This is a genomic window from Mesorhizobium alhagi CCNWXJ12-2, from assembly GCF_000236565.1.
Lineage (GTDB): Bacteria > Pseudomonadota > Alphaproteobacteria > Rhizobiales > Rhizobiaceae > Allomesorhizobium > Allomesorhizobium alhagi.
In genome coordinates, this window is the sequence record NZ_AHAM01000219.1 from 1 (window position 1) to 22963 (window position 22963).

Annotated in this window: 14 protein-coding genes and 3 pseudogenes; 11 read left to right on the forward strand and 6 right to left on the reverse strand. The window is 60.1% G+C overall.

Annotation, left to right across the window (positions count from 1 at the left end; all coding sequences use genetic code 11):
- A partial coding sequence (locus MAXJ12_RS24850) for an amidohydrolase family protein (RefSeq protein WP_008838815.1) occupies positions 1–519 on the forward strand: 519 nt, incomplete at its 5' end.
- Between the two features lie 770 nt (positions 520–1289).
- Positions 1290–1445 (forward strand): type II toxin-antitoxin system YhaV family toxin, encoded by a 156-nt coding sequence (locus MAXJ12_RS35655; protein ID WP_420492392.1) that lies wholly within the window; start codon positions 1290–1292, stop codon positions 1443–1445.
- Between the two features lie 757 nt (positions 1446–2202).
- Here MAXJ12_RS35655 and MAXJ12_RS37755 read toward each other — a convergent pair.
- The 4 genes and pseudogenes from MAXJ12_RS37755 to MAXJ12_RS24865 form a co-directional block, all read right to left on the reverse strand.
- Positions 2203–2358: a hypothetical protein gene (locus MAXJ12_RS37755; protein WP_157999657.1), complete on the reverse strand. Its 156-nt coding sequence runs from the start codon at positions 2356–2358 to the stop codon at positions 2203–2205.
- Between the two features lie 362 nt (positions 2359–2720).
- On the reverse strand, positions 2721–3461 hold the full coding sequence (locus MAXJ12_RS24860; protein WP_008838818.1) for a GGDEF domain-containing protein: 741 nt from the start codon (positions 3459–3461) through the stop codon (positions 2721–2723).
- Positions 3462–3827: 366 nt separating this feature from the next.
- Positions 3828–4068: pseudogene (locus tag MAXJ12_RS39150) on the reverse strand (SPOR domain-containing protein); the annotation flags it as partial.
- A 328-nt stretch (positions 4069–4396) separates the two neighbouring features.
- Entirely contained in the window at positions 4397–5755 is a 1359-nt protein-coding gene (locus tag MAXJ12_RS24865) for a phosphohexomutase domain-containing protein (RefSeq protein ID WP_008838819.1), read from the reverse strand.
- Positions 5756–5945: 190 nt separating this feature from the next.
- Between MAXJ12_RS24865 and MAXJ12_RS37045 the strand changes: the two genes are divergently transcribed.
- The 8 genes and pseudogenes from MAXJ12_RS37045 (at position 5946) to MAXJ12_RS24900 (ending at position 18793) form a co-directional block, all read left to right on the forward strand.
- Positions 5946–6209, forward strand: coding sequence for a hypothetical protein (locus tag MAXJ12_RS37045; protein WP_008838820.1), 264 nt, complete (start codon positions 5946–5948; stop codon positions 6207–6209).
- Between the two features lie 120 nt (positions 6210–6329).
- Positions 6330–7736 (forward strand): mannose-1-phosphate guanylyltransferase/mannose-6-phosphate isomerase, encoded by a 1407-nt coding sequence (locus tag MAXJ12_RS24870; RefSeq protein WP_008838821.1) that lies wholly within the window; start codon positions 6330–6332, stop codon positions 7734–7736.
- Positions 7737–8449: 713 nt separating this feature from the next.
- Positions 8450–11799 (forward strand): annotated as a pseudogene (locus tag MAXJ12_RS39880) (adenylate/guanylate cyclase domain-containing protein).
- A 402-nt stretch (positions 11800–12201) separates the two neighbouring features.
- Entirely contained in the window at positions 12202–13581 is a 1380-nt protein-coding gene (locus MAXJ12_RS24880; RefSeq protein WP_008838822.1) for an FAD-binding oxidoreductase, read from the forward strand.
- Between the two features lie 366 nt (positions 13582–13947).
- Entirely contained in the window at positions 13948–14175 is a 228-nt protein-coding gene (locus MAXJ12_RS24885; RefSeq protein WP_008838823.1) for a hypothetical protein, read from the forward strand.
- 686 nt (positions 14176–14861) lie between these two features.
- Positions 14862–15908, forward strand: coding sequence for a class I SAM-dependent methyltransferase (locus MAXJ12_RS24890; protein WP_008838824.1), 1047 nt, complete (start codon positions 14862–14864; stop codon positions 15906–15908).
- Positions 15909–16242: 334 nt separating this feature from the next.
- The gene (locus MAXJ12_RS24895) at positions 16243–18237 is read left to right on the forward strand and encodes a putative bifunctional diguanylate cyclase/phosphodiesterase (RefSeq protein WP_008838825.1); all 1995 of its coding nucleotides are present in this window, start codon (positions 16243–16245) and stop codon (positions 18235–18237) included.
- 259 nt (positions 18238–18496) lie between these two features.
- Positions 18497–18793, forward strand: coding sequence for a hypothetical protein (locus tag MAXJ12_RS24900; protein ID WP_008838826.1), 297 nt, complete (start codon positions 18497–18499; stop codon positions 18791–18793).
- A gap of 1151 nt (positions 18794–19944) precedes the next feature.
- Here MAXJ12_RS24900 and MAXJ12_RS39160 read toward each other — a convergent pair.
- A pseudogene (locus MAXJ12_RS39160) lies at positions 19945–20151 on the reverse strand (hypothetical protein); the annotation flags it as partial.
- 599 nt (positions 20152–20750) lie between these two features.
- Here MAXJ12_RS39160 and MAXJ12_RS24915 point away from each other — a divergent pair.
- The gene (locus MAXJ12_RS24915; protein ID WP_040587829.1) at positions 20751–20981 is read left to right on the forward strand and encodes a hypothetical protein; all 231 of its coding nucleotides are present in this window, start codon (positions 20751–20753) and stop codon (positions 20979–20981) included.
- 428 nt (positions 20982–21409) lie between these two features.
- Here MAXJ12_RS24915 and MAXJ12_RS24920 read toward each other — a convergent pair whose 3' ends face one another.
- Positions 21410–22549, reverse strand: coding sequence for a helix-turn-helix domain-containing protein (locus MAXJ12_RS24920; RefSeq protein WP_008838829.1), 1140 nt, complete (start codon positions 22547–22549; stop codon positions 21410–21412).
- Between the last annotated feature and the right edge of the window lie 414 nt (positions 22550–22963).

The following is a 22963-nucleotide window of genomic DNA, read 5'->3' on the forward strand; positions in this document are numbered from 1 at the left end:
TGCATCGAGCACGGCCTCCTCATGAGCGAGGCCGACGCCAAGTTGATAGCGGAAAAGGGCATCTGGCTGAGCTTGCAGCCGCTTCATGAAATGATGAGGACAGGCCTCCGGGAGGGTTCGGTCGAGCGGGCCAAGGCGGACGAGGTATGGCCCGGTATCGATAGGACTTACAAGCTCGCGAAGAAGTACAACATTAAGACGGCGTGGGGCACCGACGTCCTGTTCTCGCGCGCGATGGCGGCGCAGCAGGGGGCAATCCTAGCCTCGCTCCCCCGCTGGTACACGCCCGCCGAAGCGCTTGCCATGGCGACCGGGACCAATGCCGAGCTGCTGGCGCTGTCCGGCAAGCGCAATCCCTATCCGGGAAAGCTCGGCGTCGTCGAGGAAGGCGCGCTCGCGGACCTGTTGCTCGTCGAAGGCAATCCGCTGGAAAACATCGACCTGGTGGCCGATCCGGCCAACAACTTCAAGATCATCATGAAAGACGGCGTCATCTACAAGAACACGCTGACAGAGTGAGGAACGACTGAACCGCCTGTCTCGTGGACGCCGCCGATGGCCTGCTGGCCGCAGAGCGCAGGCACAGCCGAGTGACAGGCGCGTCCCACCCGTTGGAGATGTAGAACGCTCTGTCGTGGGTATAATCCGAGCCGCCGCCTCACCAGCTCGGTCGGGCTTGTGGCGAGAAAACAGTGAAGAGGCTAGCCGCACGCGCCGGATCTCAAGTCTGGCGCCAGAACGCACTCAACGTTGCCCAGAATCGAACCCGCCAGGTGTTCGTTCTCCACGCGCGGGAAAGATCTGCCTAGCCTGTTCTGAACAGGCGTCGCCGGGTGCACAGCAGGCCTCCCTGTTGACGGCATGCTGGCTTCAAGGTGTGGTTTCGGGGCCTCTGGTCCCGTGACGCTACATCCAATTTAGCGAGCAACACCAATCCGATGGAGAGTTTTCCTGATGTCCGGTATGAACTGCAAACGGGCGCTTGAAAGAGCCGCCGCTTTTTCCGGGATAGGCAGGCCTATATACCTCATCGGGATCGTTCCAATTGGCGGCTGTCGAAGGTCTTGGATGATCACTGCGCAAGGTGCGGGATTGAACGGTCCTGGCCCGACTACGAAGCCGCCAGCTATCTCGCTATGTCGTTGTTTGGCGCGCTGAATGTCGGGGAGTTAGTGCGGCTGTTGAGGCCGCTTTGGCCGCCGATGAGCGGGGCGGGCCTAGTCCCCTTCGGAAAACTTCCCTGTCATTAGGCAGCAAAAGCCACCTGGGCTGTAAACGACGATGAAACCTTGCGGGCCTACGGCAGCAAAACAGATGCTTACGCGACGTTCAAAAGTATGCTGGATAGCGGCAATCCTCCCGACAATTTTAACACGCTACTGAAAGCGGCGACAGCATCGGCAAAACGGTTAGAGGCAGCCGTCAAAGCGGCGACTGATGGTTAGGCGGGACTTCACCCCAACCGAAGCCCACCGCACTAAAATCCCCCAGCCCTTTGTGACACAGTGAAAGGGCGACCTTGGTGGTTTTTGCTACCGAATGCCGAACCTCCCGGTGCGCCGCACGCCGTTCGCGCCCCCGGATTTCCTGGTTTCCTCGTCGGACGTGTTTACCGCTCTCTCCCTCTCGCGCGCCATTTCGGTTTCAACTCGAAACTTTCGCGACGCCTTGGTAACGCTTCCGTTGCGCGAATCGCAAGCGCATTAAAGACCCGGGGCCTGCCGGAAGACGAAGCCGACGCCCTCGGGCTAAGACTGGCGGGCAGTTATAGCGTCGAGAGCGTTGCGCTGCGGTGGGTGCCGTCCCGGGACGAAAGTCTCGTGATCGAGCAATTGGAAGGCTACGGGGCGAGGGCTACGAAGGTGGAGGGAGGCTGATCGCTGATGTTCTCCGAGCACGGCTTCCGCCCGGATGCTCCGCCATCGGGCGGCAACCCAAGAGCAAGGCTACATTGCCGAGGGCTACAGCTACGTGGTTGACGTCGATCTTGAAACATTTTTCGACCGAGTCAATCACGACAGCCGGATGGCGCGCGTCGCCGCAAGGGTGTCCGATAAGCGTGCGCTCGAACTTACCGTACCGGCATTCCTCACTGCGGGGCGATGGAGAGCGGCTGGTCCTTCCGGCGGACACCCGAGCGGTCGAGATCGTCACGGCCCCGTCAGTGATCGGCGGCCACATGAAGCGAACGCGCTTCAGTCTTTATTCGAATTGTCCGACCACTTCCGCTAATATAGTGCCGTCTTGGTCGAAGGCGGCGCGAAGGTTCCGGAGGGCGGCCTCATCATCCATGCTATCAGCCCAATGGCTGACGATTCCCAAGAGGTCGTCAGGCGCGTTGAGCATTTCAAGAACCATGTAGAGTTCCTGCATAGCCGCGACCCGGACTATACGTCTGTCCCGGCAGGTCTCCGGTACAATGATCTCTGCTTCCGCCATAGAATTCACGCTCGACTAGCCCTCAAGGTCAGCAGGGCCTACGTCACCTCGCTTGCAAAGGGGCCGCAGCCATTCGTTTTGTGCCTCTCAGAGCGCCGCCAGTACATCCGTGGTCAAACGCCCCTGAGACCCGATCATTGTAATCTGCGTGCTCGCGACTGGCAGCCTGTGCAAATGGATGGCTTCTACTTCTTCTGGCCGGATATTCCATTGTAGACGCCGCGGAGCGATCGACGTCATTGGGCATCCGGTGACATTCGCCCTCTGTTCCGATGGACACCTTAGTGGAGCGCAGGCCGAGAGGGCGAAGGGCTGTGCCGAAGTTGCGTGAGTTCGATGCGGTTGCGGCCTCCTTTTTTGGCAACCTGAGTCTGCTCGCCGGCTGCCCGAAGCAGTGCGTCTAAACCAATCTCCGTCTCGAACAGAACGACCCCAACACTGACGCTGAGTGGCCACTTCGACCCGCCCGCCTCAAAACGCATTTCGGCTATGGAATGCCGGATGCGTTCCGCGACCTTCTCGGCGTCGTCCCGGGTAGCTCCTGGCAAAAAGACTCCGAATTCATCACCTCCGATGCGTCCGACCAGGTCGCCACTTCGCACCGATGAGCGAATTGCCCCGGCAATGACTCGCAGCGCCTGATCCCCCGCGCGGTGGCCAATGCGCTCGTTCAGCACACGCAAATGGTCGACGTCTACCATCAGGAGCGATCCGGTCTGCCGCCCCGCCCTAGACCCCATCAGGCTGGGGTAGGCGTCAACCATGGCCGAGAAAAGCGGACCGTTGAGGCATGAGGTGAGGCTGTCCTGCGCACGCTCATCAATGGATTGCTGTTTGAGCGCTGAAAGCTCGTGCGCCTTCAAGCAAAGCAGAAGAAGCAGCGGCGCGCTGATTGCGAGCGGGAGAATGAAAGCCATCACCAAGCCCCGCCGAAATATGTCGGCGTCTTCGCCGCCAAACAGCAGGAATTGCAAGGAAAGCGAGAATGCCAGGCAGCCGACGGTACCGGCCGCCGTCAGCACTATAACTCGAACCCATCTGCGTTGCACCCGATTCTCCAGCTTCGACTAGCCGGTGGCCTATCGCACAAGAGTGAAGCTAAAGTTTAGTCAGAGCACAGCATTTTTTTAAACGCCGATGGATCCACCATTCGGCATCGGAACCTGAATACAATCCGCCAACTTCATGGCGTCCAAGTCCCGCTTTCGTGAAAAGCCCAGGGTTCTTGCCCATGGCGAGCGTTCGACATTGGAACCTGTCCGTCGCACATGGTGCGGCAAAACGGCCTTCTGCTTGGTGCTTGGCAAGCCCTTCGGTCTCATATTGTTGCGAGACGACGGCTGAAGAAGCGGGGACTGTCGTTTGCCTGGCGGTATCTGATCAACGGATCAGTGATTGCGCGTCACGACACAGGCCGCGCCGGCATTCTGGAGCTTCGAGCAAATGCTGCTCGCGTCGGCTCTGGAATCGGCGCCGATGCGCACTGCGTAGACGCCACGTCGACCAATGGGAGAACGGACGCGGCTGACCACCGGCTCATTTTTCGAGAGCAGCCGAGAAAACCGAGACCGGATCCGTTGGTATTGCTTGATTGCCGGAGCGATTGAAATTGCCGGCCACTTGCACGCCCTACGGTTTGGCCTTCGCTCCGGCGTAGGCAGAAGGGCTCAGGGATGTCCTGAGAATCGGCTTATCGGCGGATCTGGTGATCACCGGCGCGGCCGGACTGGTCGACGCAGGAAGGTCGCTGCGCTCTGGGCGATAGCAGGCTTCAAGACTGCAGGCATTCTTCGCCACGCTGCTGTGGGAGGCCAAATCTGCCGTTTTCGTGGTTAAGCAGCACCGGCCGGACCCCGAATAGCCCGATTGTTGAACGCGCCTATACCCCAACAGCGGCTACAGGTCACCCGCCTCAGCAGCGCAGGTCCCGGATCGGATTGATGCGAGGCTGCGCCACCTAAGCCGCGTCGATAAGCTCCGAAATTTCCGCAACCTGCTTTGCGAGAAGCCGTGCGTTTCCGCGGGTTTCAACGTTTAGCCTGAGCAGCGGTTCGGTATTGGACGCCCGCAGATTGAAGCGCCAGTCGTCGAACGCCATGCTCAGCCCGTCGATCGCTTCCACCCGCGGATTTGCAGGGAGGAAGTGCTCGGCGACGCGCTCCTGCGCGACTTTCGCGTCGGCGACCGTGAAATTGATCTCCCCCGAACAGGGAAACTTTGCAATGCGCTGCTCAACGAGTTGGGCAAGGCTGGCGCCGCTGGATGAAAGCTCCGCAACCACAGCAAGCCATGCCAGCATGCCCGAATCGCAGTAGCTGAAATCCCGGAAATAATGGTGCGCGCTCATTTCGCCGCCGTAGACTGCATTTTCCTCGCGCATCATGCGCTTGAAGAAGGCATGGCCGGTCGGGCAGGGCTTCGCCACGCCGCCAGCAGCAGTCACCATGTCAATTGTGTTCCAGGTCAGACGCGGATCATAGAGGATGGTTGCGCCCGGATTTGCGCCCAGCACCGTCTGGGCAATCAACCCGACCAGATAATACCCCTCGATAAAGCGGCCGTGATGGTCGTAGAGGAAGCAGCGGTCGAAATCCCCGTCCCATGCTATCCCCAGATCGGCGCCATGCTCGACCACCGCCTGGCTCGCGCGGACGCGTTTTTCCGGCAGGAGCGGGTTGGGTATGCCGTTCGGCAAGGTCGGATCAGGCTGATGGTCGATTTTGATGAACTCGAATGGCAGGTGCTTCTCGATCAGGTCGATGACCGGACCGGCGCAACCATTGCCGGCATGGCAGACGATTTTCATCGGTCGCAACTGGCTGCCCGCCACCTGCTGCAATAGCCTGTCGATATAGGGAGTGCGCTCGAGGGTAGGCTTGAGCGCGCCGCGGGAAGCGAAGCCCGGCACTTTTTCGATGGGGCTGTCCGACAGCACCAGGGCTTCGATCGCATCGAGCGAATTCTCGCGCGTCGCCGCCGTCGCGTCCTTCAGCACCATCTTGAAGCCGTTATAGCTTTCCGGATTGTGGCTGGCCGTCACCATCAGGCCGGCGTCTGCACCCGAGCGGGCGGTGTGGAAATAGACCTCCTCCGTACCGCACTGCCCGACCGGCAGCACGTCCACGCCGCTGTCGAGCAGGCCTTGGGCGAGCGCTTCCGCAAACGCTGGACTGTCCTGGCGCATGTCGTGTCCGACGACGACGGCTGAAGGCGAGCGCAGGCTGGCAACGGCCTGCCCGAAGCGATACGCGAACGGCACGTTGATCTGATCGGGGATCTGCCCGCGTACGTCGTAGGCTTTGAAGGGCGATTTCATCTCGTTCCCAATCCTGGTGCGAATTTCTGCTTGCCAGCCAAGCAATGCCACTTGCCGCGTTAAAAGGGAAACGAGACCGGCGCAACCCCTGCCGCTGCGCGCGCAGGCAGCGACGGCGCAAGAGAAACTGCTACCGACCAAGGCGGGCGGGTTCTTGAGGTCATGCAATCCAAGAAGCCATGAATGCGACATGGAAATCCTATCGCGACGTTCAGGAGGCGAATATGCCGATGACCGCATACTGCGCGACGAACCGTCTGGACAGCACGGACGAGGATTGGTCAACGGTTCGCCGCGTCGACTCGCAGCGGCACGCGCCGCGTTCTTCGGCGGCGAGCCGATAAAGGCGCTGAGCTATGGGCTGGCGGCATTCCGCGACAACCCCTCGCCGGCCATTTGGTATCGCCGCCTTTCGATCAATCGTCACTATCGAGGACACGGCTCGGGGTGGTAATGTCGGGCCTCGCGCCGGCACAGCCTGCAAATGTCTGCCCGAAATTGTGTTTGCCATCGCGGCCGCAATTCAATTAGGTGACCCGGCGAGTTAGAATGAAGACAAAGAGAGGGCGGTTCCGTGTTTCTACCGGTAATCATGGCGGGTGGGTCCGGCTCGAGACTTTGGCCGCTTTCGCGCCAGCTTTACCCCAAGCAATTTCATGCCCTCACCGGAGAGCGGACCCTCCTGCAGGACACTGCGATCCGGCTCGACGGATTGGGCGCCGAATCGCCGCTGCTGATCTGCAATGAGGAGCATCGCTTCCTGGCGGCTGAACAGATGCGGCTGATCGGCCGGGAAGATGTATCGATCCTTCTGGAGCCGGTCGGCCGCAATACGGCTCCGGCGATCGCGCTTGCAGCGCTGTTTGCCACGCGACATGGCGATGACCCGGTTCTGCTCGTTCTGGCAGCCGACCATTTCATCCTGGATGTCGATCGCTTTTGTGAGAGCGTCAAAAAAGCCGTGCCACTTGCCGAGCAGGGAAAGCTGGTCACTTTCGGCATCGTGCCGGACCGTGCCGAGACGGGATATGGCTATATATTGCGCGGAGAGGAGCTTCCCGACGGCGGCTTCGTCGTCGGCCGCTTCGAGGAGAAGCCCGACCGGCAGACAGCCGAAAAATATGCAAAGAGCGGCAAATACTACTGGAACAGCGGCATGTTCATGTTCCGCGCCAGCCGCTATCTCGAGGAACTGAAGCGCCATCGGCCTGAAATTGTCGACGCCTGCAGCCGCTCGATTGCCGTCACCGAGCCGGACATGCAGTTCGTGCGCGTCGACGCGGACGCCTTCAAGACCTGCCCGGCGGATTCCATAGATTATGCGGTGATGGAGAAAACCGACGACGCCGTCGTCATCCCGCTCGATGCCAGGTGGAGCGATATCGGCTCATGGTCCGCTTTATGGGATGTCCAGGAGCGAGACGGCGACGGAAACGCATTCAAGGGCGACGTCTTGTCCCTTTCCAGCAACAACAACCTCGTGCGCGCCGATGGCCGCCTCGTCGCCATCGTCGGCGTGAACGATCTCGTTGTGGTCGAGACCAAGGACGCGGTGCTGATCGCGCACAAGGATCAGGTCCAGAAGGTGAAGGACATCGTCGATCTGATCAAGGCGAAGGGACGAAGCGAGCACATCAACCATCGCGAAGTCTACCGGCCCTGGGGACACTACGATTCCATCGATTTCGGCGGTCGCGACCAGGTCAAGCGCATCACGGTGAAACCCGGCGCAAAGCTCTCGGTTCAGATGCATCACCATCGCGCCGAACACTGGGTCGTCGTGCGCGGAACGGCAAAGGTCTATAAGGGCGCCGAAACCATTCTCCTCACCGAGAACCAGTCGACCTACATCCCGCTTGGCGAGGTTCATGCGCTGGAAAACCCCGGCAAGATTCCGCTCGAATTGATCGAGGTTCAGACCGGGTCGTATCTGGGCGAGGATGATATCGTTCGCTTCGAGGACCAGTACGGCAGGTCATAGAGCGGCGAAAGCGCTCGGTTCGGACCCGGACCGCACGGTGCCTATGCGATTGGGGGGAGTTCAACCGGCCGCGATTCCGAGAATCGGCGGGTCCAATGCGGGCGTCCGCCACGGCCGCAGAGCCTGCTTCCCTCTTTCCGGATTCTCTGCCCTCTGCCATCTCACAGAGCATCTGAATTTACATGCTGGCGCGTGGACGTTGGAGAATTGCCGCAGCAGATTATCGAGGGCTCCTGACCAGTAGCGACGAACCAACGAAGCTTTTGCTGCTCTTCCTCCGGTCGTACCCGCGCCCGTGGCGCCGGAGAAAACCTCCCAATTGCGTTTGACAGGACCGTTTCGGTTCAGGACGACTCGTCCACAAGACATTGCGGAAGTCGCGCTTGGACAGCCGGCCTGCGGATTTTTGAAGTGGGCGTTTGAAATAGAAATCGCCTCAACGACCGTTCGGTGCTAATTTAGACTTCTATAATCAATCGACGGGACCAATCTCCCTAGGAGCGCCCGCTAACGTGCTCCGGGTTTCCCTGGTAACAGCCTGGAGCCGGGCACGGAGGGCACCCGCCGTTCCTGCCTCTGTACCTATCGGATTGTTAAAGAGGCGGTTCCATCGAGGTTGGCGGCGCTGAAGGCCTGATCAAAACGTTCAGCCGAAGAAGGGAAAAGTCAGTGAAGGCGCTCGACGAGGCCAGCGGAGCCCGCGCGGAGGTGACTTGAGCATCGGGCAATGGCTGCGCGAACTCGGCCTGCAGGCCTACGAGCAGGCATTTCGCGACAACGGGGTCGACCTCGACGTCTTGCCCCGCCTGACAGCGGACGACCTGAAAGAGATCGGCGTTTCGGCAGTCGGCCACCGGCGAAAGATTCTGGATGCGATAGGCGAACTGACGGCGGCGCGACCGGAGGCGGCTGGCCAAAAGGCTCCTTATCGAGCCGAACGGCGGCATCTCACGGTTATGTTTTGTGACCTCGTCGGCTCGACGGCCTTATCTGCCGCTCTCGATCCAGAGGATATGCAGGAACTGCTGCGGGTCTATCATGCGCGCGTCGGCGATCTCGCCAGCAAGCACGGCGGGTTCGTCGCCAAATACATGGGCGATGGCGCGCTCATCTACTTCGGATATCCCCAGGCCCATGAGGACGACGCTGAGCGGGCTGTGCGGGCAGGGCTCGCGCTGGTCGAGGGCGTTTCAGAACTGACCGCGGTCGGCGCCCCCCTCAATGCCCGCGTTGGCATCGCCACGGGACTTGTGGTGGTCGGCGACCTCACTGGCGCGGGTGAGGCGCAGGAGCGCGGCATAGCCGGCGAAACGCCCAACCTTGCGGCCCGGCTGCAGGAACTGGCCGAGGCCGGCGCGGTGGTCATCGCCGACACCACGCGACGACTTGTCGGCGACCTGTTCGAGTCGTCCTCGCTTGGGCCCTCGTCGATCAAGGGCTTCGCAGAAGCGGTGCACGCCTGGCGGGTAATCGGCGAGGGAAACACCGAAAGCCGGTTTGAAGCGCTACACGGCACACGCGTCACCCCGCTCGTCGGCCGCGACGAGGAACTCGACCTTGTGCTGTCGCGTTGGCGGCAGGCAAAGCAAGGGGGAGGGCACGTCGCGCTCATTTCGGGCGAGCCCGGCATTGGCAAGTCGCGGTTGGTGCTTGCGCTGCGCGAACGGCTTCAGGAAGAGCCGAAGGCATCGCTCACCTATGCTTGCTCGCCGCATCATACCAACAGCGCGCTCTTCCCCTCGTTACGCAGCTCGAGCGGGCGGCTGGGTTTGCCCCGGATGATACCTGGGAGACCCGCCTCGACAAGCTTGAATCCCTGCTGCAGGAAACAGCGGTAAAGCCTAACAGCGCGGTGGCGCTCTTTGCCGACCTGCTCGGCATTCCGACCGGCTCAGGGGACGAGCTTGCGGCGATGTCCCCGCTGCAGAAGAAGGGGCTCCTCTTCCGGGCATTTCTCGCCGAGCTTGAGGCGCTGGCGGGCAGCGGTCCAGTGCTGATGGTGCTTGAGGACGTGCACTGGCTCGATCCGACTTCGCGCGAGCTCTTCGATCAGATCGTCGAGCGTCTTCAGCGCCTGCCGGTGCTCCTAATTGCCACGTTCCGGCCGGAGCTGTCGCCGCCCTGGACCGGCTTTCCGCATGTCACGCTGCTCACCTTGAACCGCTTGGCGCAGGCGCAGGCGCGGTCGCTGGTCGAACGGGTCACTGGCGGCAAGCCGCTGCCGAGGGAAGTGCTCGAGCAAATCCTGGCGCGGACGGAGGGTGTGCCGCTCTTCACCGAGGAACTGACCAAGGCCGTGCTTGAATCCGGATTGCTCAGCGACACGGGCGAACGCTACATCCTGGATGCGCCACTCCCGCCGCTGGCGATACCGGCAACGCTGCACGACTCGCTGATGGCCCGCCTCGACCGGCTCGCCCCGGTGAAGGAGATAGCACAGATCGGCGCCTGTATTGGCCGCGAGTTCAATCATGAGCTGCTTGCCGCAATCGTTCCGCTGCCGGAAGCCGAGCTTGGCGCCGCGCTGGATCGTCTCGTCGCGGCCGAGCTTGTCTTCCGTCGCGGCATTCCTCCCGCGGCCACCTACATCTTCAAGCATGCGCTGGTGCGTGACGCCGCCTATCAGAGCCTGCTGCGAACGCGTCGCCAGGAGTTGCATGCGAAGCTCGCCACGGCGCTCGAGAGAGACTTTCCCCAAACGATAGACACACGGCCCGAACTGGTCGCGCGCCACTTCCATGAGGCTGGGCTTTTCGAAAGGGCGGTCGAATATTGGCTTCGGGCCGGCCGACTGGCGGCGGGCCGTTCGGCCAATGTGGAAGCAATCGCGCATCTGCGGTCGGGGCTGGCGAGCCTTGCAGCGCTTCCTTCCGGCGAGCCTCGTTTGCGGTCGGAATTGTCCCTGCAGTTGGCGCTCGGCGGCCCGCTCCTGGCCACGAAGGGATTTGCGTCAAGCGAGGCGGAGGCGGTGTATCATCGCGCCCAGGAGCTGAGCCGAGAGCTTAGCAGCGACGCCGATCTCTTCACTGCGATAAGAGGGCTCGGATACGTCTATCATGTGCGCGCCAATCTTCGCGAGGCAAAGCAGCTGATTGACGAAGCGGTCGGTCCCGCGCGCCGGCACGGCGACCCGGCAATGCTCGTCGAAGCCTACCATTTCGCCGGGGCAGTAACCTTTCACCTCGGGGACTTCCAGGCCGCCCGTTCCTGGCTTCAGCAGGGTATGGACGTTTGCGAGCATCGCGGCCGCCACCCCTCGGAACTTTACGGCATCAACATGAGCACCTTCTGCCGCGCCTATATCTCCCACTGCGACTGGCATCTCGGCTATCCTGATGGCGCCTTGCAAACCGCCGAGGAGGGGCTTGTGATCGCCCGGGAAGGCGCGCGCCCCTTCAGCATAGCGATCGCCCTCGCTTACCTCGCAATGCTGCATCAGTTTCGGCGCGAGCCGGAGGCGGCGCTCGAGGCCGCCGAGGAAGCCCGCAGCCTGTGCCTGGAATATCGCTTCGACTACTATGGTGCATGGGGCGCGCTTGTGCGGGCATGGGCGATCGCCGAACAGGGTCGGTTCCAGGAGGCGGCCGCCGCCTATCGCGCGGCGCTGAAGGAATTCAGAGCGACCGGCGCCTTGCTGCGAATGCCGCACTACCTATGCATGCTTGCCACCATCCAGCACAAAGCCGGTCGGAGGGATGCCGGGCTCAGACTCATAGCCAAAGCGGCTCAAATCGCGAAAGCAAATCGCGAGACCTGGTGCAATGCCGAGCTCGAGCGCGTGCGCGGCGAACTGCTGCTGCTCGATCCTTCCGGCGATGCTCGCGAGGAAGCCGAAGCGGCCTTCAAGCGGGCGATGGAGATCGCCACCGATCAGGGCGCGAAGATGCTTGAACTGCGGGCCCGCGCTGCGCTCGCTCGGTTTTGGGCCGAGCGCAACGAACACAACAAGGCATTGGATGTGCTCGCGCCGATCTATGATTGGCTTGCTGAGGGCTTTGACACGCCCGACCTGCGCCAGGCCGGGACGCTACTTGGCGAACTGACACGACCTTTGCAGCAGTAACACAGCCGGAGATCGAGAAGGCTCGGCGGCGGTGTCGCGCACGACGGTCCTGTGGACCCGCTGGCCGTGCGGCAGTCTATCGGCAGTGGTATAAGCACTAACTCTGCGATCGTAAGTGGTAAAACGGAGATTCCAAATAGCTCTAAAAGACAGCGGGCGGCATATTTGACGAAAGTATGAAAGGTCCCATGGCTATCCAGCGCAGGGAGGCGTATTCTTTCGCGGTTGACGGCTTGCTTCGGCCGCGAAAACCTCCGGACCGATCTGGCTGACTTCGACGATCGCATTGGCGTCGACTCGCGGATCAAAAATCCGCGGTATCTGCTTCGTAGTGGCAGTAGGCCTCTCTCTTATCGGCGCTGACATGATTTGAGCAAAAACCGCCACTCCAGGGAGGGAACCATGCAGCAGACAGCTACCGAAGCCCTTGTTGCGACCATGCGCGGTCCAGTCATCGGCCGAACAGATTCTGACTATGACGCTGTGCGCAGCCTCTACAACGGAATGATCGACAAGCAACCGCAGCTGATTGCGCGTTGCGCAGATGTCGCCGATGTTGTCATGGCAGTCAATTTCGCACGTGAAAACGGTCTTCGCGTCGCCATCCGTGGCGGGGGCCACAGCGGACCGGGTTTCGGCAGCGTCGACGACGGGCTGCTGATCGACATGGCGATGATGAAGGGCGTACGTATAGATGCAGCCAAACGCACTGTCCGGGTGGAGCCCGGTTGCACGCAGGGCGATGTCGACCACGCGACGCATGTTTATGGGCTGGCGGTGCCAGCCGGCATCGTCTCCACCACGGGGATAGCCGGGCTAGCATTGGGTGGCGGCACCGGTTATCTGAGCCGCAAATACGGGCTCACAATCGACAATCTGCTCGAAGCCGATGTCGTGCTGGCCGACGGCACTATTGTCACTGCCAGCCAGTCGGAGAACTCCGATCTATACTGGGGCCTTCGCGGCGGCGGCGGGAATTTCGGCATTGTCACGAGCTTCCTGTTCCAGGCGCATCCCGTGGGCATGGTCTTTGCCGGCCCGGTTTTCTGGGATCTCGAGGATGCCGCCACCGTCATGCGCGCCTATCGGGATTTTCTGCCTACGGCACCCGAGGAGCTAGGCGCATTCGTCGGCTTGAAAACCGTCCCGCCGGTCGACCCGTTTCCCGCTGAACACCAGGGCAAGCAAGCATGCGCCATCATATCCTGCTACAACGGACCGGCTGAAACAGGCGAGGCGGTCATGGGCGCCTTGCTCGGCAAGTTGCCAGCGCCGCTCTTCAACTGGATGAGCGCCATGCCTTTTCCCGCACTGCAGTCGATGTTCGATCCGTTCTTTCCCAAAGGCCTGCAATGGTACTGGCGCGGCGACTTCGTCAAGGAGCTGACGGACGAGGCGATCGAAGTCCATATTGCGCAAGCGAGAAAACTCCCAAGTGCGCTTTCGCTCATGCATCTTTATCCAATCGATGGCGCGGTGCATCGTGTGGCCAGGAACGACACAGCCTGGAACACGCGCAATGCGACGTGGTCGATGGTCATTGCAGGCATCGACGCCAACCCGCAAATGGCGGGCGAGATCACCCGCTGGACAAAGGGCTATTGGGAAGCCATTCACCCTTATTCGGATCGGGGAGGCTACGTCAACTTCATGATGGAGGACGAGGACGACAGCCGCCTGAGGGCAACGTATGGTGACAACTACGATCGCCTCGTGTCCTTAAAAGGCAAATACGATCCGACCAACTTTTTCCGCGTCAACCAGAATATCAAGCCGGCATGATGCCTCGTCTCGGATGGCCGTTGGTCCGATTGTGGAAGTCGGCATTTGATGCGACCATTGCGTCGGATGGTGGCTCGCACATGAGCCTGAGGAGAGGGCTCCTCCTCAAAAGCTCGCCGCTACACACCTGGCTGGGTCGGCCCATTGCGCCTCTCCAGAACGCAAGAAACCCGCCGCGCGACGGAGCGGCAACGGCGGGGTTCTTGCTCCAAGGGCAAATGAGGGGACACCTTGAAAGCCTCACAACTGCCCACCGATATCTCGTTCCGAGTAGTTTTTACGCCCTTTGGTGGATCCTAATTCTTTCGGGCGATCCCGCTTTCGGCGGACTTGCCAGGACTTCCAACCTGCCCCCAACGTCCGCAAATGCCCCGACGCTACGATATCCAAAAGGATCCCGACGAGCTGTGGACGGTGTACGACAAGTTCACCGGATGGCCCGCCGAACTGGACGGCCTTGTTCTCACGGGGCTCAGCGTGCGGGTCGCCAAGAAGTTCGGTGGCATGCTTAACCTGAGGGACCACATCGACCGAATGGCAAAAGGAGAATACCTGGGAGGACGCCGGTTATTGAACTGGTCGCCCAGGCTTTGAAGTTCCCTCGTTGCGCACGTAAAACGCAAGCCGCGCCTCCGGAGAGAGGCCGGCTGCAGAGCAGCTACCACCGCCTTTGCGGCGTGCCGGAACCAATTTATTTAGAATTGCACACTGTAGATGCACTCCAGAAAGTGGGCAGATCGTCGGGTGGAAAGTCCCGTCCTTCCGGCGACCGCGCCCAGGCTGGGCAGGCCCTTAGGCGCATGGAGCATTGAGGCGTTGCGCCGCCGCGGCACTGAAACACATTCCCCAGGCGCGATCTGCGGCGCGCCGGCTTAAGGCCGAGTTAGCCGCCGCGCGTCCATCACAAGAATTGAGTACCGACGCTCGAATCATTCCAGGCGTCGCCGGTTTGGCTCCGCAACGGTTGATTTCACACTCCGGCTGCATGACCGGCGCCCCGCCTGTCGCCCTCGGTGGCCACCGGTTCGCGTTCCGCTCCTCCCAAAACCGGAACGCATAAAGCCCACGCCTCCGGGCAGACACAGGCTTTCCTTCTTCCATTCAAATGGGATCAGGGGGAGGCGCCTCTCGCGGGCATTCTCGAAGATCGATTGGATTGTCGCTGTCAAGGCGGCCACCGCGGGCGGCACCGAACGCGAGCCTATTTAACTAAACTTTTATTAAAACCATCGCATGTTGCCTGCCTACAGTCGTTGGCGTGTGGAGCGAAGGGGGGCCGCATGGCGCGAAACGCGGAAGTGAAACTCGACGAGCACAGCCTGATAACCTCTAAATTGGTTAAGCGGCATAGCGCCGGATCGAGCGACACTGTCGACGCCGACGAACTTAAGGAGCGGACGGCACAACTCGCACTAGTACTCGACCTCGCTCACCAAGCCTTCGCCAGGAAGGAGCCGGCCGGGTCGATAGTGGAGCGTCTGGCGGGCCGACTCCACGATCTTCGTAGGCGGGCTGCTCCAGCGGTTTGGCAACGCCTCATTCCCTTAGCCCAGCAACATCGTGTCGCGGAATACTTGATGGAAGATCCGTTCACGCGCTGGTCCTTCCAAAAGCCGCGCGGGTATTCGGGCGACGCAAGCCTTCTGGACATTTATTACAAGCACCGCAGCGCCGAAGGGTTGGTGGCTTTGTCATCCCCGCTTGGCCGGGAGATCTACGCCTATACGAGCGAGGCTGCCAGTTCTGCAGCCGGACGGGAGCGACGGAACATCCTGGCCAGGACGGTGGACGAAACAGCCCGCCGGGTAAAGCATGCGGAGGTGCTTGCGATCGCGTGCGGTCACCTTCGCGAAGCAGAACTTTCCGAGGCGCTCTCTGAGGGGAAATTGAAGCGCTGGGTCGGTCTGGACCAGGATCCGGTTAGCGTCGGCATCGTGAACCGAGATTTGGCCGGCACGGCAGTGGAGGCTGTTGAGGGCTCCGTGCGAGGCATTCTTCGCCGCGCCTACACCCTTGGCGCATTTGATCTGGTCTACGCGTCGGGTCTTTATGACTACCTGCCGCGGGCCGTCGGCGTCCGGCTGCTTCAGAGAGCCATGGAACTGGTCAAGCCCGGCGGCGAATTCCTCTTTGCCAATTTCAGCGATGAAATCACGACTGATGGCTACATGGAGACTTTCATGGATTGGCCGCTCATCCTGCGTTCAGCTGACGACATGTGGGACATCATCAAAGCCGCAGTCGACATGAATTGCGTAGAAGCTCAAGTATTCTATGGGTCGAACCGAAATATCGTGTACGGCAAAGTCTTGAAGCGGGGCTGTTAAAGTCTGGCCGGCGGGTACAAACTTTAGCGTGGGTCGACGTGGACGCTTAGCGTGGAAATGTCCGCCACGCTTCGCTTTCTTAGTGGTTACTGCCCGCTCCGGGTGGCGCGATTTTTCGACAACGTCGAGCAATGAGTCCTCGCGCCGGAACGACCGCCTCCTTTAACGGCTAATCGCAAATTTTAAGAAAAAGTAGCCTGTCTCGCGCAATATTCCGTAAGAGCGTCCCTGTATCCTCATTTTTGCAGCCTGGCGCCAGGAATGCCAAATGCCAGCGCCATCAGTGAAACGGGCGACGAATTCCAATTCAGCCGGGGCACACCAGGATCACTGCATGACCCAAACGTTGGCCGATCTGATTGAGGAAGATATCCCTCAGCAACGGCAAGAGCCACTCTCGGGAGAGCTGCGTACGCTCTATTTGAAGGAGGGCGAGGGCGCCCGCAGAAAGGCTGCCCGGCAGGGGCTTTGGCTCGCGGTCGCGGTCTATCTGCTGTTTTCCATCATCGATATAGTGCTCATTCCCGATGTCGCGGCCTACACGATTGCCGCGCGCTTTGCGGTCAGCGCGACCGCGCTGGCCACTCTCGAAATGCAGTCCCGATTGGGTTTCAAAACCCAATGGCTCGATTTTACCTGCGCGACCGCGCTGGTCTCGGGCTACGTAGCATGGTTGGTTCCCGCAATCACGACAGGGTACACGCAAAATTTCTCTTACTTCATGATTTTCGGTTCCATCTTCATGATGGGAGCCAATCTGTTCTTTCGATTCCAGTTTCTCCTTTCGGTGATATCGTCCGGTGTAATCCTCGTAGCTTGCTTCGTCGCGTTGTATTTGTTCCCATCCAATGGGCCTTACCAGATCGCACTCGGGACGTTTTACGTTTCGTGCTTCACGTTTACCTCCTACGTAAATTGGAAGCTGAACGAAGAGCGATACAACGTCTTCCTGAATGCCCTGGAAGCCAGAATACAGCACAAGGAAGCCACTGAACGGGGACAGGCCCTGTTGAGTCTGTCGAGAACAGATCCGCTTACAGGTCTGGAGAACCGCCGGGCAATTGACGAGAAGCTGCGGGATTACTGGAGTGAGTGGCAAAGGTTTGGCCGTAACTTTGTGACAATCCTCATTGACGTGGATTTCTTCAAAAAGTTCAATGACTGTTATGGCCATCAAGAAGGCGACCGCTGCCTAATCCTTGTCGCCAATGCGCTTAGCGATTTGATCAAGCAGCATAACGGATCAATCGGCCGCTACGGCGGTGAAGAATTCATTGTTCTGGCTCGCATGGAGAAAAAAGAACAGGTTGCAGACATTGCCGAAGCCATTCGCTGCACGGTGGAAAACCTCGCACTCACCCACGAGCAGCGGCGAGACGGTATCTCGATTGTGACCGTGAGCGTTGGTGCTGCATTCACCAGAATGCAGACTGGCGCCAAGCTTGAGAAGATCATCAACGAGGCCGATCGCGCACTTTATCTGGCAAAAGCAGGCGGTCGAAATTGTGCTCGGCTGTTCGATCCAAGCGATCCCCAAAGCAGCGATGAGAGTGAGAACATTGCGGCTTTGCTCAAGATCGCAATCGGCCAGAGTCTCGTTTCGCTCGTTTATCAACCTATCCAGAATGTCGCGACGGGCCGAGTTGAAGGTGTCGAGGCACTCATGCGCCTCAGAATGCTGGACGGCACGTCGGTTCCGCCCAGCCTATTCATTCCCGTGGCGGAACGAACTGGCGCGATCCTGGAGCTCGGACGCTGGGCGATAAGGACCGTGTGCTGTGAACTCTTGGCGGACGACCACGTCCGCGTCGTTAGCGTCAACGTGTCTCCAATTCAGCTCAAGACACCCGGCTTCGCAACGTCTGTTGCGGCAATCTTGGGCGAGACAGGCGTAGCCGGCAGTAGGCTGGCCTTCGAAATCACCGAAGGACTGGAGATGGAGATGCATTCGGACATTCTTCGCTGCATCAGCGACCTAAAGCTGCTAGGAATCAGGATATGGCTTGACGACTTCGGGACGGGCTTCGCGGGTCTTTCATGGCTTCGTTTAATCGAGTTCGATACGGTGAAGATTGACCGCTCGTTTCTTCACGATTGCGGCGCCCCGAGGGGAAGGGCGATGCTCCAAGACATTATTGCCCTGATCCGCAATCGCGGTCACAAAATCTTGGTAGAAGGCGTCGAAACCGATGAGCAGATGGCGCTTATGCGAGAATTCGGCATCGATAAAGTCCAAGGCTTTCATGTCGGCCGTCCTGCTCCCGCCGGGAGCTTCCGGATGAAACCCACCTTCCACAACAGCCAGACCACTGTCCTGAAGTTGGCGTGATGGCGACGCTTGGCGGTTGCCCATGCCATGCACTGTTGTCAACAGGTCGGAGGGTCCAATTGCCCTTGCCGGATCGAATCCGGCGATCCGGCAGTCATGGTAGCCGATATTTGATGTGATGGAGCAGGCGCCCCGAGGTCTGCCCATTCGCACCGCCACAGGCGGAGGAATTGATCAAGCGCCGGTAAAGCACTACCGCTTTCGCGGCCGCTCATTTACGCTCGTTCCCCGTCAAAACTTATCCTGTGAGGAACGCCTGATGGCCAAGGAAGTCGTAAAAAGCGGAAAGACATTGCGGGTCGCAGACGAGGAGTGGCTGCTCATTGAGGACGCCGTTGCCCCGGTTGTTCCCAGCCTTTTCGTTGAGGCGCGACATTTCGCAGGAGTTGTTTATCTGTCGCTAGCCCAAAGTGTCGTTGATGTCGGCAACCCGCCGGAGGCACGTGTTTGTGCGCGTCTTCGTTTTGACCTTCGCTTTGCACAAGCGCTGCGCGACCAGTTGGGCAAGATCATCGACGATGCCCTCAAGCCCGTCGACAGGTCCAAGGCAAACTGACGCCGCGGTGGTTGCGGTAGACAGCGGATTGAGGCTGTCACTGCCGACAAGGCACCTTGGATGCGCAGGCCAAGGGCGGACCTGCATCCCTGCCTCTGGGCTATAAGCGGCTGTTAATTTGCGATAGCTAATTGCCATGCCCCTCAAATATCGCATTGGCCGGTGTCCTGCCGCTGTTTCTCAAAAGGAATGGATGCCGATTTTGTTTTCTCTAGCTACGTTCTGAGCGGAGCCAAACAATGGACTCGGCCGTGGATGCAAACACCGAGGGGCCGAATCGCATTCTGGCGATAGGCCACCATCATGAATGAAATTCTGTTGGCCGCGCCGTCGCTAAGGAGAATTGGGCGAGGATCCAGCGTTTCACGCCATCCGCATACAGGTGGACTCGGCCGGCGTCACGTCGCCCTAGACCAGGCCCCGCCCCGCGGACGCCGGTTTTCGGCCCTCAACAACCCCATGAGCACTGACGCGGCTCCCGCTCCGCTCTTCTCGCGACACACACCCTACATTTTAGGAAGCCATCGAAGGTGATTGGACAGGACACTGCCTCCCGTGTCTTCTGGCAACGGGGGAGGAGGAATCAATGTCGATCAATGTCACAGAGATCATCCTTGCCGCCTCGCTTTTGGGGCTCGCGGTCGGATTTGCTGTTCTCTAACAGCACGAATGCGGTCACCGGCACCGGCTTTCCGCCGCATTCTTCAGCGAGATCTCGCACTATCGCTGGTTCAGACATTCTTCGTGTGGTTCACGGCCGTGCAGCTGGCGGTCGCGACGATCGCTGGGTTAGCCGAATTGTCACGCCTGTTTTAGCCTGTCCTGGCAGGCTGTCGGGCAGGAACGGATCCCTCATAGTATCCATTGGACGTCAGGGCGCCGTCACCAGCTAGCTTGTCGACATTTCCAGCAGGGAAAACTCCGCGTCCTCGCGTCCTCGCAAGTGATGTCGAGATGGGTCGATCGGTCGGGCTGAATATTCCCAGCGGATTGTCCTTGAGCAGCCAGGCATGCAGGTCGTATTGGTAGAACCCTTGAGGGATCAGCGGTTCATGGCCCTCCCTCGGCCCTTGAAGAGTTGGCCCGAGGGGGCTCGGACGTTACTTGGCGGCCGCTAGGGGAGCGAGCCATTCGGCCGCGTTCTAATGAGCCACGGCGAGCTTTCGCTGCGCCTTCGCCGGGTTAAGCGCGCAGTACCCCCCGAAAAGGGTGCTCGTCACCCAACCAAGCAGATTGATATGCGCATGAGCCGGAAATGCACGGTGATCCCCAGAGATTCCCATGTGAAGTCCAATGGCGATGCCAACGATCAGCCAAACAATTCCGGTTTTGAAGAACGGCTGTGCAACTTGAGGCATGTTGGAATCCCCCTTGCCGATCCGGGCAGGCCGCCCGAATATACACCTGTTGCCGGCGGATTTGCTGGTCGTCACGCCGGGCATCTGCGGCCTCTCTCAAAGCGCTGCCAGTACATCCGTGGTCAGCGCCCGAGAGACCCTTACCATTGTAATTTACCTGCTGGCGATTGGCAGCCTGTGCAAACGGATGGCTTCTACCTCTTCCGTGCAAATGGCCGGGCGCTGCTGCCGGACGCCAACGAGGGCGACATCGTGCGGTCGAACACTCCCGAGGTGAACCCCCTGTTGCGGCAGTTCGAACAGCAACAGTCGGTCGTTCAGCCCCGCCAGCATGTCCGCTCTGCAGGTCGCGTGGTTCATCGATCTGGCTTGCGCTTGATCCGAACGCTCGGCTCGCATCGGCTAGACTTTGTAGGCTGGGGCCGTGAACCAAATGGATCCAAGGATAAGTTTATGGATGCGAAGCTAACGACATCTCTGGGATGGCACGTAAATATGCGAGCCTTACAAGTCTATACATGAGAAGCATACTTGCATTGATCTTGCGAGGATAACGCCCCGCGTTCAATGCGGAAACCGAAACTCGGGCAGGGCGGAGAATGGACGAGAATCGCTTGAAACGTTGGACGGACAGGGATGTGGAAGAACTGAGGCGGCTGGCCGCAGCTGGCATTCGGGTCAGTCTCATTGCTCGAACGCTCAGCCGGTCCTCTCAAGCCGTCCGGGCTAAAGCGCTACAATTGCGTATTTCTTTGGCCAGCAGGCGCGTCTTCCTGAGCAACAAGGTTGACGAAGGAAGCAGCTTCGGCTCCGAAGAGCTGAATTGTTAAGCAAGCCCATGAAGGGGTGATCTGCGTAGCCGCGTGCCGTTTGCCCCACCGGGCCGTCGACGTCTATGGTTGGCCACGCCGGCGTTTTCTCTGCGCGATGCGGGGTGGATATCTGCGCCAGGATAAGCACCTGCGCGCGATGCGGTGCGATGGCGCCGGGCAGCAGGTCTTTCAGGTCCGCGCCATAGGTCTGGAATTGCGGCGGATTGGACCTGCCGCCTGGGGCAGCCCATCGCCTCGCACGCGCGGCTGACGTTGGAGAGTTCCCGCGCAAGCTCCAGCCGCAAAGCTTCGGCGTGCTATCTTGTCCCTTCAGTCATGATCTTGCGTGGGGTCAATGGTGCACTTGGCGGCGCGCCATCAAACCCGCTCGCAAGCGGTTCCGGTGACTGGCCGCTGTCACCTTGCGGAACTTTGGTGACCGGCAATCAGCTTCCAAGCATCTTGAGCCATTCCTCGAATGAGCGGGTTCTATCTTGCTCCGCGAGAGAAACGGCATGGGCTAGACGGGCAGGCGTGGCTACATTGCGGGCCTCGCGAGGGCTGTAGCCGAACTCACTGCTGAATGCTCTGCTGAAGTTGGCAGCCGAGCTGAAGCCGACGGTCTCAGCAATGTCGATGATGCGCTGCCTGTTTGCCGGGTCGCTGAGTGCGGCATGGGCCGCGAGGAGCCGCCGCTTTTGTATGTAGTGAAGAACGCCGCCACTCGGCTCGAACAATTGATAGAGTCGGGTGCGCGAGACCCCAAGTTCCCGGCAGAGGGTATCGGGTGTCAAAGCCAGGGAATTGAGATTGCGTTGAACGTATCGGCGCGCACGCTCCATCAGTGCGACGCTCATCTGCTGCTGGACGGCTCGTCCTGCTGACGGGGACAGGCCAGCCAAGATCATGTCGCGCGTCGCCTGGATGACGGTGGGTAATTCTTCCGCGGTGAGGCTCTGCAGCCTTGCTTCGACGCCATTGACGTAATCGATAACGAGGTTGGCGAAATTGCCCGACAGAACGGAATTGTTCTTCGCGTCGAGAGTTGCCGCGGCGTCTGTGAACAGGTCGCGCGGCATGTAGAGAGTAACGCTTTTGGACTCCGTTGCCCGACCGCGAAAAGGATGGCCAAGCGACCTGAACTCGACCTTGCCCGGTTGCCCTTCCACGACCCGCTCATCGACCTCGGTCCACGCCCGGCCAGTGCGCGGCAATACAACGACCCAGTGATCAATCGGGCTCGATCGCAGTTTGCTGGCTGCGCGGGCGTAACTGTGAGCCGGCGCATGCTGTTGGACGAACAGCATGCTGCCGAGATTCCAGGCCGTGTGGTCGGCGCAAAAGCCTTCATCCACGGACATCCCATCGGGCAACCTGACGTCGACCAACGGCGCCACATGTGCTTGCCAAGCAGCAAATTGACTCTCGACCGCCAGATCACGCGTCGAGAAATAAAGGGGTTCGAGCGCTGGTTGGGTCGGTGGAGCGGGCTCGTCGGGAGGCGGGCGCGGCATACGGCGCCGTTCCTTGTCGGGGGGCAGCGCGGACCTGCTGGCTATTTTGTCTTCGCTGTTGAATGGCGACATAGGGCGACCGTCATATCCAATTCCGACATCCCCCAAACCCGCGTCAATATGTGATGTGCAGCGGCTGTTGGCAAGGTTGTTGACACTCGCAGGTTGAGAGCCGTGGCAGGCACGCCCGTGCGGGCAAGCAGGTCCATGATCGACCGCGGCGTAAGCGAACGGGAAAACTCACCTCATCTCCTGGGTGCATAGGCGTGGTTCCCCGAGAAGATAAGGATTCTGCAACAAGTCTCCGGACCCCCAGATAACGACAAGAGGCTCCTCCTTGATTATTGATGCGCAATAGAAGAGCGGGCCATGGAATGCCGATGGGGGGCAGCCTTCCGTCACTTCAAAGAAAAAATGCAATAGGGATCGGAGGCAGTATTGCCATATCGGCAATCCGCCGACCTGGTGACTTTTACGAAATAATAA

Bases quoted from the DNA above. Each gene is read 5' to 3' on its own strand.
- MAXJ12_RS37755 (WP_157999657.1), bottom strand. From the start codon at position 2,358: ATGGTTCTTGAAATGCTCAACGCGCCTGACGACCTCTTGGGAATCGTC.
- MAXJ12_RS24865 (WP_008838819.1), bottom strand. From the start codon at position 5,755: ATGAAATCGCCCTTCAAAGCCTACGACGTACGCGGGCAGATCCCCGAT.
- MAXJ12_RS37045 (WP_008838820.1), top strand. From the start codon at position 5,946: ATGGAAATCCTATCGCGACGTTCAGGAGGCGAATATGCCGATGACCGC.
- MAXJ12_RS24880 (WP_008838822.1), top strand. From the start codon at position 12,202: ATGCAGCAGACAGCTACCGAAGCCCTTGTTGCGACCATGCGCGGTCCA.
- MAXJ12_RS24885 (WP_008838823.1), top strand. From the start codon at position 13,948: ATGCCCCGACGCTACGATATCCAAAAGGATCCCGACGAGCTGTGGACG.
- MAXJ12_RS24890 (WP_008838824.1), top strand. From the start codon at position 14,862: ATGGCGCGAAACGCGGAAGTGAAACTCGACGAGCACAGCCTGATAACC.
- MAXJ12_RS24895 (WP_008838825.1), top strand. From the start codon at position 16,243: ATGACCCAAACGTTGGCCGATCTGATTGAGGAAGATATCCCTCAGCAA.
- MAXJ12_RS24900 (WP_008838826.1), top strand. From the start codon at position 18,497: ATGGCCAAGGAAGTCGTAAAAAGCGGAAAGACATTGCGGGTCGCAGAC.
- MAXJ12_RS24915 (WP_040587829.1), top strand. From the start codon at position 20,751: ATGGACGAGAATCGCTTGAAACGTTGGACGGACAGGGATGTGGAAGAA.
- MAXJ12_RS24920 (WP_008838829.1), bottom strand. From the start codon at position 22,549: ATGTCGCCATTCAACAGCGAAGACAAAATAGCCAGCAGGTCCGCGCTG.